Origin of the sequence: Haloarcula sp. JP-Z28 (assembly GCF_011440255.1) — an archaeon.
Lineage (GTDB): Archaea > Halobacteriota > Halobacteria > Halobacteriales > Haloarculaceae > Haloarcula > Haloarcula marismortui.
On sequence record NZ_JAAOHT010000037.1, the window covers coordinates 1 to 13,422 of the forward strand.

The 13,422-nt window shown below is 58.1% G+C and carries 3 protein-coding genes; all 3 read right to left on the reverse strand.

The window, feature by feature from the left end; genetic code table 11:
* Window positions 1-476: 476 nt before the first annotated feature.
* The 3 genes from G9463_RS13770 to G9463_RS13780 are packed head-to-tail and all read right to left on the reverse strand — an operon-like array spanning window position 477 to window position 13,418.
* Window positions 477-2,453, reverse strand: a complete 1,977-nt coding sequence (locus G9463_RS13770) for a phospholipase D-like domain-containing protein (protein WP_165897008.1) — start codon at window positions 2,451-2,453, stop codon at window positions 477-479.
* Window positions 2,443-7,899, reverse strand: coding sequence for a DUF1998 domain-containing protein (locus G9463_RS13775; RefSeq protein WP_165897009.1), 5,457 nt, complete (start codon window positions 7,897-7,899; stop codon window positions 2,443-2,445). The genes G9463_RS13770 and G9463_RS13775 overlap by 11 nt, the downstream gene beginning before the upstream one ends.
* Entirely contained in the window at window positions 7,896-13,418 is a 5,523-nt protein-coding gene (locus G9463_RS13780; RefSeq protein ID WP_165897010.1) for a DEAD/DEAH box helicase, read from the reverse strand. The genes G9463_RS13775 and G9463_RS13780 overlap by 4 nt, the downstream gene beginning before the upstream one ends.
* Window positions 13,419-13,422: the final 4 nt, after the last annotated feature.

Genomic DNA, 13,422 nt, shown 5'->3' on the forward strand with positions numbered 1-13,422 from the left:
CGACCGATTCCGATCCAAACACATCTAGCGGAATCATTCGTGTCGGGCACCGCTGACGCGGTGCCCTTGTCCTCTTCGAATCCACAGCTGCCGCTCAACAATATCCACAATCTCCTACGCAAGAGCGTATTACTAAAATACTGTCCGGACGGTGTTTGCCGTCTTCATACTTTCTGCGGCGACTACTGAGTATATAACTCGCCTACTTTCTCACCGAAAAGTTCGAATCACTACCTATATAATTCTCTATATTTGTTCTGCTGAATAGCTGCGACTCAGCATCTATTCAACAGAGCAGAATTCGTGAGCTTGTGACAATTAATCAGTATACAGGAATCGATAAGGCGGACGGTCAGAGGCACAACCCATCGTCCGCCCATCATAGGGCTCTCAGCCGGCTATTAAACCACCCACGTGAGCGATCAAACATCGTGAAAAGAACGACGACTGGAAGCCACGATTGCAGCCTTCCGCAATCACGTGTAGTAGGATGGATAGAAGGAACGTCGCGGTATATCTTGAAGGCTGGTAAGGTCAATCTCGTCGGCCGCTGCGAGTTCCCAAACATGGTCGAAGAAGTCAATCGCGGCGGCGACAAAATTAGAATTCTCGGTGTAGACACCGCATTCGGGGTTCCAGTTGTAACTGTTCTCCACGAAGTTCGCTGAGCCGAGGAGTGCAGCACCCTCGGTCGGGTGTCCGATCGTCTGAAGTTTTGCATGAATGCCGAACTCAGTGAGGTCAGTTTCGTCTGTCTCGCTCGTAATCCGCTGATACTTCTTGTACCGGGAGTACGTCCGGATGGTGACATTCTCGCGGTTCTCCTCAAGATCGCCAAGGAGATTGTCCCGGAGTCGTTCCCACTCCCAGCGTTGCTTCGTATGCCGCGTGAGGAGGCGAAGTTCGTAGCCCTCTCGGAGCAGACTCCGAAGTTGTGAGGAGTACTCAGAGAAGGTTTCGTCGTCGTATGGCGTCATGATACGGATGACGCGTTCATCCAGGTCATGCTCCTGGCCACGTGCGAAGAGGCGGTCGGTCATTTCGGTGAAACGGCGCAGGTCGTTGTCCCGCTGGTCCTTCCAACGTTTCAAGCGCGCGCGTTCTTGTCTTAGTGCGGGCTGATCGCCGACGTACTTCTCCATGCGCTCCTTCCCAAGAGCGTCTGGGTCCGGGAGCGTGTAAACAAAGTAGGTCGGAGCAACAACATCATCGTTTACACCCATGACGAGCGATTCGATGATGTCTGCCCGCTCCTGCGGAGTTTCCCGGAGCGTAACATCGGTGAGAGCGTCGTACCACGAGAGTCGCGTATGGAGCGCGTCAAAAAGGTCGTCGCGGAAGCTGTCGTAGTGGTCAGTCCCCTCCGGGGCGGCCGGAACAGCGTCAAAGGTAAGCAGGAGATCATCCCGGAGCGAGCAATCAACTCCGGAAATGTCTGAGAGGGTTCGATACAGAGGATAAGGGTCGAGGCCGAGGGTGTCTGTGAGCGAGGGGATTGCGACTGAGTGGAGAGTTGGATGGGCGTGAATCGTGGCGAAGAGATTGAGTGTCGTCGTGATAGCCTCGTCAGACGGATTATTGGAGAACGCGTCGGCTAGGAGGTTGCTATCGACGGTCATGTCGTCGCATTCGACGGAGTGGTCCTCAGGGTCAAGAGCGGTCTCGAAGGTCTTGGCGTCGTTTGCGACGGCTACCCGAGTGTCTTCGATCGCATCGGAAAACTCGGCGATTGGTGTACGTGCTGGCGGGTCGTGCTCGATCGTGCCGAGTGCGTCGAGTGCGGTCGTCTGGTCGACTTCTGTCGGCGTGACGGTAGCATCAGTGTAGGTCGTCGTAACGCGAGCTATGAGGCGGTGGTCGTCGAGCGTCGTGAGTGCGGTGATGAGCGTAATCGCCGTACTCGGACAGGTGGTGTGCCGTTCAAGCTGGTCGATTGTCTGCGTGATTAAATCGGAGTCTAGAACAACGCCTTCCGGGTAGAGGTCGACGAACGCGAGTGAGGCGAGGAGCGGTGTGATGAAGACCTTGTCCTCCGTGTCGCGAAGGAGCGTTTCGAGTTCACTTCGCGGGAGGCGGTCAGTCTCAATAGTGTCGAATTCGCGAAGGAATCGCTGGACGTTCGGTAGTCGACGAGCGGCGACGAGTCGGATGGCATCACAGGGTCGCTCAGCCGCGAGTACGAGTCGACCGCAGTCAGTCAATTCGCCGCCGGCAGTGACAAGACCGAACTCGGAGAGGAGGAACCGATGAGCGTCGGCGACAGTTTCGCGAGTGCGCTCGTCGTTCGTCTGGAGGACCGCGGCCAGGCGGTATGGCCTGAGCGCGTGTGAGAAGTCAGTGTCCGTCGCGACGGCGCAGACGGCAAGATAGAGGCTCTCAGCTGAGACGCCCCAGAGTTCCTCCGGAGAGCGTGTCTGCAGGTCGTGAATCGCATCCGGAAGGTTACGCGTCATCGCTCGCCTCGATGTCGCGCTGGGTGAGTGTCAAGCCGGCATCGAGGAGAGACATGAGGTCGTCTTTCGCGACCGTCTCTGGATCGTTCTGATTCTCGCAGCCGTACTGGTAGATGCAGAATGGACAACCGTGGTCACAGTCGCACTCGAACGCCTCTTTGATTAAATCGACCGCGGTGTCAAATTTCTCGCGCGTATCACCGGACCCCATCGTAAGCAGGACGGTGACACCGCTGCCGCCTGTTTCGTTGTCGAAGACGTAGGTACCGTCCTCAGCGAGCGATTCGGGGACGGCACGCACGCCGACGCCGCCGATGTACTGGAGCGCCATACGGACGCCGTGGGAGAACGCGTGCTCGAGATCTTCGTTGTCGAACTTGATACGAACAGCCTTCGTGTCGAACTCGGTCGCGAGGCGGACAACGTCCGTGTTCTCAGTCGAGTGTTCTGGATGACGCATACAATACGCCGTCTCGTCGTCGCGTGCGATAACGCCGTCACAGTTCTCCTTCCCGCAGAGTTCGAAGACACTAGGGAGCGGGTCGGAGCCGCCGCCGGCGTAGTGGGCGCTGAACTGACGGACAGAGGACTTGATGGTGACGTCCCCGTAGTCGAACCGCCCTACGGGGTCCCCGTCGTCAGTCGTAATGGTGAACGCTTTCTCCGAATCGGGGTCAAACGCGGTAACATCCGTCTCAGTAGGAGCGTAGGTATCTTGAACCTCCGAATCCGATTGGTACAGTCGAGTCGGGAGGAGGGAATCGCCGTTCGGGAGTTGACCCAGCACGAGATCAGACTTGTACGCCGTGACGCGCTCGGGGACGATTGTCTTCAGGCGCTTGAGGTCGGAGCCACACTCTTCGCAGGGCCCCTCACCGAGGTCAAATTCGGCTCCACAGGTCGGACAAATCGCGGCGGTGCTTTCGAGCTGCGAGGTTTGGTAAGAATGGGCGCGGACGCCGGTGACGACGTAGCGCTGGTTGTCCGAGTGGAGATAGGCGGCGCCGGGATGGAGTTCAGAGAGCGCGGTCCGGATTGGCCGGGACTGCAAATCGTCGGTCACGGACTCGAAGTCTTCTCCGATAAGTTCGTACTCGACAGTATCCTCGACAGAACGGAGACTGAACGGCGTGGTGCTATGCTCTTCGAGGAACGACCCATAATCCATTCGTGCAAGCCGGTCCAAATACTGGTTCAGATTCGCACTCCGACTTTGTAGTCGATCCCGCTCGTCGCGTTGCTCAACGCGATCATCCTGGCTCTGTCGGCGGCGGTTCCGCCGACCACGTGACTCCAGATTGAGTTCGTTGAGTTGTGTCTGGACCTCGTCGAGTTCATCGAGGATGTCGTCCTCGAAGTCAAAATAGCTCTCGACGAACTCGTCGACAAAGGCCGTCATCGCCTCCTCAATGACGTCCTCGTGGGCGTCGACGGCAGAGACGGCACGACCTTCGCAGTCCGATCGACTACAGGGGCCCTCGTAGCTGACCTCATGCTTTCGACCGCAATCACGACAGTAACTGAAGCCGAGGATATCTTCCAACCAGTCACGAACCTCGGCTCGATGCTCCTCATACGCGGTCTTGAGGGTCTGGAGAGGAGCTTCCTCATCGACAAACTGGATCGCCTCGTTCTCGCTCGCGAGAAGCGCGGTGAAAGTCACAATGTCGTTCGGCCGCGGTTCACTGCGCGAGACGAGGTCCTCCTCGCAGTAGAGTTCGTCGACGACATCGCTGGTCTCGCGACGCCACGGAATCCAATATTCGGTGGCGAAATAGTCGAGTATCGCCCACGTCAGCGAGATGCGAAGCACCTCCTCATTTGTCTCGTTGAGTGGGACAGGCTGGGGTTCGGCCTGAATGAGTTCGTTCGGCTGTTCGTAGTAGTAGTAGTCGATTGGATTGCGCTGGCTGATCGAGTGAACGAGTGACGACCCGGACTGTCGACCGGCGCGACCGATCCGTTGGAGGTACGAGTTGGTGTTTGGTGGGGTGCCATAGAGAAGGAGCGCATCAAGATCACCGATGTCCATCCCAACTTCCATCGCCGGCCCAGAAGAGAGGAAGTTGGGGTAGCGTCCCTCCCGGAACTGATACTCGATGCGGCGGCGTTCATCCTTCTCCGTGAGTCCGAAGTAGGCACGGGAGACGAGCAGTAGAGGGTCCGAGTAGTTCACGCGGTAGGCCGTGAGGTCGAAGTGTGGGTGCGTGAACCCGCTTCGGGACTGGGAATCAGCGCTAAACGTGACCTTGTCGAGACCCGGATCGTGGTCAGTGAAGACCTCATCGAGCGTCGAGTAGAACGACTCCGTAGCGGGAACGTATGTGATTGTCGTATCCGCATCTACAGTTGTGCAGCAGACACAGGATTCGTCGAATCCAATGAGATATCCGGAGTCAGTCTCTATGCGACGGAGGATATCCTGTTCCATGAGGGACTGGACGTGTCGACCCGCATCCTCGATATCATCACTGAGCGAATCGACATACTGCTTGCTCTGCTCGTTCAACGCCTCGATTACGGCTTTCTCACCCGCGTCGAGTGTACTCCAGTCAATGTCAAGGGTGACATCAAGCAGACCATTGGAAGGGAGGTGGTCACGGCTCCGCCAGCGGTTGTTGTAGCGTCCACGAAGGACGCGTGCCGCGACTTCCTTCTTCAGAAAGTCATCGACGGACTGTCGATAGCCTGTCATTGCTTCCAGCAGTCCACCATCGCCCTCAGTGAGCATGTCCTCGTACTCCACGGCACGCTCAACGACTGTGGATTGGAGGTCAGCGAGCGAAACCCAGTCGTCGGCCCCACCAAGCGTGTCGACAACGAGTTGCGTGACGAAGAGCGTCTGCTCAGGTTCGGTGAAGTTCCGGTTGAGTTCCTTCATATCTGACTGGCTATCAGCGAAAGAGAGCATCTTCGCCTCCCGGAACGAGTCCGGGTCGTCGACATCCGCGATCTCGCGGAGGAGGTACTGCGCGGTCGTAACGGCGGTGTTCCCGGGCCCGCGAATCATCGACTCGTATCGTGAGGATTTCCGGTAGGTCTTTCCTGGATCGTAGCACGGGACGGCACCATGGAACGACGAGGGTTTGCGTATCTGTCCGAGTTCGTCGACGAGTTTGTACTCGCGGAATCCACGAACTGTCGGCGAGATCGTGGGGGTGTCACAGCGACACTCGGCACCTGGTAGGAGATCGGTGTCGCAGTTCGAGCAGTGGTCAATCGCGTTAATGTCGAGCAAACCAGTGCGTGCGAACCGCCGCTTGTTGCAGTCGCAGGTGTTGGGGGGTTCGCCGAAATAGACGGTGTCACACTCCGGGTCACTACAAGACCATCCGAGGTAGCGCTTCGCACGGAGCATCCCCCCGCAACTGCACTGGTGGCCAGCTTCCTGTTCGCGGGCGTCGCCACAGTCCTCACAGTAGAGCACGGAGTCATCGCTTAGTGGTTCAAGATCGTGCGAGTGACAGTTCTTACAGACTATCTCGGTCCCGGTCTCTAGCGTGACGCTACAGTCGGGGTTTCGACAAACAAGTTCGTCCTGGTCGTCACTGAGGATCATGACGGTTTCGCAGTCCGGACAGTGAGTCATCCGGTCTACCTTCTGTCGATCACCACACCCTGAGCACTCGTAGTAGGAACGCCAGACCGTCCGGATTGTCTCCGTTCCGCAACTGCACGTGTGGTCTTGGAAGTACTCGAAGCGGCCCTCGCCAGACGTGACGTTGAGTGGGGAGAGCCGTTCGCAGTCCGGGCAGAACCAGGATTCGAGCGCTTCCTCACCGCAGTGGTTGCAGTAGGCAAGTTTCGTGACGAAGTGATGGCCACACTGGGCACACTCGGACTGCGGCGTGTCGTAGACGGCAGCACAGTTCACGCAGGTGTAGTAGCCATCGAGCGGCCAACTGAAGAGGTGAGCGCGACTCTCGAGGACACCAGATAGCTGACCGAGCGTAACAAAGTTATCAACAAGTCGTGCGGTCTGGTCGTCGGTAAGGTCGTAGGTGTCCGTGAGTGTCTCTCGAAGATCAGTGGGCCGCTGTGCCTCCTCGTGAAGCGTTGTGTACAGCGCGCGGACGATATCGAGGCTGTCGTCGCGCTCGTCAAGGAGGGTGTCGTAGAGTCGGTCACCAGCGATGCGCAACCGCTCCTCAGAATCGGAATTGCTTGGCAGTTCTCCGATAACATCTGCGATGAGGGATTCGGCAGGCGTCCAATTCGAGGATGTATCCGCGAGTCGATCCGGGTCCGCGGTGCGTTCAACGAGCGGAGCAGGGAGATCGTCGGGGAGTTGGCACTTGAGCGTTCGTGGGTCCTCCTCGACGACGGTGATATCCGCGTCGGTGAAGGGATTGATGCGTTGGAAGATCGCACGTTTGTTCTCGACGGTCGCGCTAGCGCCGACAAGTCGGAGGCCATCGCCAACGTCATCATCGAGTCCAAGTAGTGAACGACGAGACCGGAGATAGCGACGCATAAGTGTCGCGGTAAATGAGCCGAAGAGCTCCGAGTACTCGTGAATCTCATCGAAGACGACGTACTTTGGCTCCGTGACGAACACGGTCTGTTCGTCGTGCTCGTTGATATTGAACAGCCGATAGTTGACAGTGTCTGGATTGGTGAGGAGAATGTCGACTTCCGCATCAACGATTTCCTCGCGTGTGAGTTCGATGAAGTCGAGATCGGTTCCCATTTCCGCCGACGAGTCATGCGTGACGCGATAGCCTTCTTCAGTCCGTTCAACCGTCAGCGAGGACGAGCAGTTGCTGCAGGGACACTCAAAGTAGTTGAACGACGTGTCGAGATACGAGTAAGCATCCGGGTCGTTGTGTGGGGTGTCACCGTCGAAGATTCCGACGGTGATCTGATCGGTACCGGTTCGCGTCTCATTGAGCGTGGAGAGGTACTCGATGAGACGCTTCAGCTGGTCCTGTGCGAGTGCTTTCGTTGGATAAGTGAGAACGCACTTGACGCTCTGCGGATCGGCGTCGTGATAGCCGTCTTTGGCCTCACAAATGTACTGGAGGATAGGAATGAGCCAACTCTCAGTCTTGCCGCGGCCGGTCCCAGCGGTGACGAGTGTGTGGTCGTCAGCGAGCATCGCATCCACGGTGTCCTCTTGGAACGCGTAGAGGCGCTCGAAGCCAGCCTCGGAGAACGTACGAACGATGTCCTCATTGAGGCCGTCGGGCGCGTCGTCGGCGATCGACGGCCGGCTTTCGGCGAACGCTGGCCATAGAGTGTCGCTCTGCCGTGGCAGATTTAGCGCCTGAAGGAACGGACCGCGCGTCCGCATAAATTCGGGGAGTCGATCATGGAGCGACTGCTCTGTCCCACCCTCGTAACGCGAAATAATATCCTTGAGCGTCGCGGTGTTTTGGCTGGCGACGTAGTGGTCGCCGTATGAGCGTTTCAGGTCTTCAGCGTGCGCGAGTGTGTCGTGTTTCATGAGTCTGTAGCTGGCGAATCGATGGTAGTTGTCTCGGCCGGTGCGATCGTCGGCAGTCCGAGTTCGAAGTAGTCAAGAACGCTATCACGTGCGAACGATCGTGGCTGGTTGTGTTCGTCACATCCGTATTGGTAGAGGCACAGGGGACAACCATCCTCACAATCGCAAACGAAATGTTCTCGGATCAGTCCCATCGCGTGCTGGAAGTTCCGGAAGTCACCCGCGTCGCGTTCGACGAGAAGCTTGGCAATGTTCGCACCGCCTTCCTGAGCGTCAAGCAAGTCCACATGATCCTCAGCCGTCGTTTCGTTGAGCTCCCTGATATTTACTCCGCCGAGCGACTGGAGCGCGACGCGGAGGCCGTGGACGAACGTATGCGACTGCTCAGCATCGTCAAATGAGACACGGAGGCCACTCGTCTCGTAAGAATAACCAAGACGGACGTACTCGGAGTCGGCGCCGCGCCGATTCGGACTGTGTTCGGGATCCGCGGAACACTGCGCGTTATCCTCATCGTCGCGATAGACGATACCTGGACAGTTCTCCTCCCCACAGACCTCGAAGAGTGTCTGGCGCGGATCGGTCTCGCCGTTCTTGTACTTCGCGCGGTAGCTTTTGGTGTGCGTGAGCACGGTGTAGTCTCCGTACTCAAGCGACCCAACCAGTGTGCCGTCTCCATCGTGAACGCGGAAGGACTCAATCGGCTCAAATTCCAGGACGGAAGTCTCGCGTTCCGCGTAAGTGTTCTGGACTTCCTCGTCGGGTTTCTGATAGAGTTGTCGGGCCGAGTTACCACCCTTGCTCATTCGTAGGTCGTCGCGGTGGGCTTCGACGCTATCCATTGCGACGAGGCGGCGGCGCTCGAGCCGAGCATCATAGTCACAGGGACACTCGGACGCAGAAATCGGATGTGACATATGGCAGGCACTACAGACCTTCTCCTCGGCGAGGTGGTCAGCGTCGGTATCCGCGTCCACGACTTGCTCGCGAAGAGTCGAAGACTCGAAGTCGTCCGTTCGAAGGTGACTGACGACGTACGTCTCTCCATCGTCAAGATACGCTGCTGCGGGATGGAGTTCCTGAATGGCCATCCGGACGTTCCGTCCGCCGTAGCTCCCACCGACCTCTCTGCGAGTGTATTCGCCGTCCTGCTCGGTGACTAACGTCAACCCGATGTTATTCGAGACGTTCCGCATAGTGAACGCGAACTTGCTAGTACGAGCGTTCTGGAGGAAATCGGAATAGGACTGTCGTTCAAGTGTGTCGAGACGCTCCTGAAGTGCACTGATTCGTTCGGCGACCACGCTCTCGCGACGGCGAAGACGCGCAGCCTCGTCGCGTCCGGCGCGTCGCTTATCCCGCCGGAGAGTCGTACGCTCCTCGCTCAACGTCTGCTGTTCTTCGACAAGACGATCTCGGTACGTCCGGTACTGGTCGAGATAGCGCTCCTGGAAAGAAGCTACTGCCTCGTCGACGAGACCGCCGAACTCCGATTGCGCGTCGAGAACCCGACCATGACACCCTTCGATTCGACAGGTAGCGATTGCGTCCTCACGGTCGTATTTCGCGCTGCAGTCCGTGCAGTACTGGTACGCGAGCAGAGACCGCAAGTAGTTGCGGATCTGTCGCTCGTTATCGCTGACAATTGTTCCAAGCGCGGATAGCTTCGAGACATCGGTGTCAAGGCCAAGTTTGGAGACGGGAAGCGTCATCACGTGGGTGAGTTTCCCGTAGTCGGAATCGTCCGTCTCGCTATCGCGACGCTCGAAATCGTCACCGCCCGACACGGTGGCGTTCGGTCCCCAACCGTCTATCTCCCAGGGGACAACGAAGTTCGCTGCGATGTAGTCAAAGACTGCCCACGAGAGAGAGACGCGAAGGACTTCCTCGTTGTGCTCATTGAGTGGAACGGGTTTCGGGTCCGCACTGATGAGGTCTGTCGGTTCTTCGTAGTAGTAGTAGTCGATGGGATTCCGTTGACTGACGCTGTGAACAAGTGAGGAGTGCGAACTGCGGCCGGCGCGGCCGACGCGCTGGAGGTAGGCGTTCATGTTAGGCGGTACTCCGTAGAGGAGGAGCGCGTCGAGATCGCCGATGTCGACGCCAAGTTCCATCGTCGGGCCGGAAGAGAGGAAGTGAGGGTAGTTTCCCTCACGAAAGAGGTACTCGAGTTCCCGTCGCTCACGTTTGTCCGTCATTCCGAGGTAGACGTTCGCGATGAGGATTCGCGCTTGCGAGTACTCGGCGCGGTACGCGCGTTGATGGAACTGCGCGTGACTCGGATCAGCACGCTCCACGAGTGTGGTCTGGAAGGAGACCACGTCACTTGACCGGATTCCAAGTTGGTTGAGCCACGATGGCGAGAACCGGCCTGACTCAGGGTCGTAATGGATGCCGTCAGCATCACCGGCAAGCGTCAACTCGAGCACCGCCGGATTCAGCGAGAGATAGTCGTCGCTCTCCTCACCGAGGACGCCACGTTCGACGAGTGAGTCAATGACATCGTCACGTGCTCGATCATCGACGCGGTCAACAAGTGAGTCGGCGGGACAACCATTGCCGTTATCAACGATTCTACGTAAGAGGTCACGCTCGGCATCATCGAGGTCCATGAGAGCAGCCGGATCGACACGGACATCGACGAGTCCGTCCGATGTCAGAGATCCGCCGCGCTCCCGGAACCGCTGCGTGTAGCTGTGTGGAATCGCCCGCCTACGGAGTCTGTCTCGAATCGCTTCTTCCGTATCCATGAACCGGTGGGCGCGGTCGACGAGGTGTCTTTTCAGATCGAACGAGATGTCCTGGAGACCCCGTTTTGGACTGAGGTCCTCGTGGAGGGCATCGATGCACGCCATCGATTCTGTGAGCACGTCGTCAAGCGTCGGCCAAGAGTCGTCGGCGGTACGAATTACCTCTACGAGTGCTTGATCAAGAAGTGTCTCGACTTCCGGCTCGTTGAAATCGCGACCGAGTTCCTTCATATCGCGATGGGAGTCGGCGAACGACAGCATCTTCGCCGACGAGTAGTCCTCGTCGTCCGCGACTTCGCGAAGCAAGTACTGAGAAGTAGTGACGGCGATATTGTTCGGGCTGCGGACCAGCTCGTCGAAACGCTGTCCAATCCGATACCCGAGTCGCTGATGACGACATGGGACGACCGACGTATGGTCGCGAACCGAAACAATTTGTCTGTCCGTAGTGACTGTCTGATAGGACTGGAAAGCGTCGGCCTGCTGGTGGAGAGCCGGCTCGTCACACTGGCAGGACGACCCAGAGAGGACAGCGGTATCGCACTCGGTACAGTGGTCGTTCTCAAAGACCTCGAATAGACCCCTCTTGACGAACGTCTCCGCACCACACTCACACTTCGCCGGCGGCGACGGCGCGTAGTAGTCGCACGTACATCCCTCGTGCGTACATGTCCAAGGAATGAGCCGGGTGTTTGCGACCGAATGCCCACACGTGCATTGGCACGGAGTGTCTAACGCGTCGTGTTTCTGCCCACAGGACGGACAATCGACGGCCGCGTCGCTCCTTTGGAGGACGCGTTGCTCGGAGCCACAGGTGGAACACCCTGCATCCGAAGATTCCGCTCGGCCACACTGGGGGTTCGTGCACGTCCACTCGTCGGCGGCGGTGCGCGTCATTGCCGCTCCACACGTACAGTCCTCAATGACGCTACGGTCTTCGACAGCGCCACAAGACTGACACCCCAGTTCTGGTGTGAACGACACTCGAAGCAGACGCACCTCGTCGTCGCGTGCGGCCTCACACCGCCCACAGTACTGCTTATCTCGCGACGCGAAGCTCCCCTCTTCGGACGGCGTATAGGGCTCGAGCTGAGCGCACTCGGGACAATACCACGCCACGAGGGCTTCTTCAGCGCATCTACGGCAATAAGTCGCACGCGTGACGACACCGGACTCACACTCACTACACGAGTCCTGTGGGGACCGATAGACGGCCGCACACTGTGCGCAGGTGTAGAACCCGTCGAGCGGCCACGAGAAGAGGTGGCTGCGGTTCTCCAGTAAGCCAGAGTACTCTCCAAGCGTTCGGAAGTTCTCGAGGACGGTCTCCGACTGTGCGGCAGTGAGCGAGTATTCCATCTCAAGGGTTTCGAGGAACGCCTCGCGCGTCTCCGGTTCGTCGGCAAGTTGCTCGTGGAGGTGCTGTACAGTGTGTACAACCGAATCGTTCGACGTTGAGGTTAGATACTCGAAGAGCGCATCACTGAGTAGTTCGTCGAGGCTCTCATTGTCGATAGCACTCGGGTCGTCGATGGACGGCTCGAACGAGTTAAGCGGGTCCGGGTACGGTCTCTCACCACGGACCGCGCGACGCACCTGCGCGACCGTAATCGACTCCTCATAGAGGGCATCGGGTACGTTCTCGACTGGTGGTGGGTCAAGTTCGCGAGGCTTCTCATCGACGTGCGCGACGTTCGCCGCTCCACTGATGCGGCGGAACAATTCGACGTCGTTCTCGACAGTTGCACTGCTCGCAATTACCTGCGGGGCGTCAACGTTGCGTGTCTCACGCAGTGCGCGAATGCGCTTCGTGAGCGTAGCCGTATAGCTCCCGAAGAGGCCGTCGTAGGTGTGGACCTCGTCGAAGACGAAGAACTGTGGCTCATAGACGAACGCATCGTGTTCGTCGCTCGCGTTCGTGTTCACGAGTTTGAGGTTGATCGTGTCCGGGTTCGTGAGGAGGATGTCGACTCCTTCCTCAAGGATCTCGTTCTTCGTCAATCGGAGGAAGTCTAGCGGAATGTCGTCGACACACTGCTTCTTTTCGGGTTCGAGTTCGTAACGCTGGCCGGCGTTCCGGACGTGAACACTCTTCCCGCAGTTCTGGCATTTCTCGAGCGCGTCGTTGTAGCCCGGACATTCAAAATACTTGAACGTCGCATTCAGATACCCCTCCGCACGCGAGGACATATTGCTCGGCGTGTCTCCGTCGTAGATCCCGACGGTGATCCGGTCGTTCGTCGGGAGCTCCGAATTAATACGATAGAGGTACTGAATCAGGCGCTTCAACTGGTCCTGCGCGAGCGCTTTTGTCGGATACGTAAGGACCGCTTTGACATCGTCCGGGCCACTCTCATCGACTTTCCCCTGGTTCGCGTTAAGAATGTAGTCGAGAATCGGGATTAGCCACGCTTCGGTCTTCCCTCGGCCGGTCGCAGCTGTGATGACGGTGTCCTGCCCGTCGAGAATCGTCTCGACACTCCGCTCTTGGAAGTCGTAGAGGCGGCGGAACCCGATATCCTCGAACGCGAGACGGACAAGCGGATGGATTCCTGCCCGCTTGCTGAACGAAAGCCATGACTCCGTACTCCAGTTTGCGACATCGAGCGCTTGCAGAAACGGGCCACGGAAGCCGATAACTGACTCCTCACCGTTGTCGGTGGCTTCGAAGCGATGCGCGACGTTCCGCGCCGCTCGTCCACCGGCGCCGATGAAGTGATTCCGATAGGCGTCCATCGCCGTCTCTGCGCGTCTTGCAGGGTTCTCCATTGAA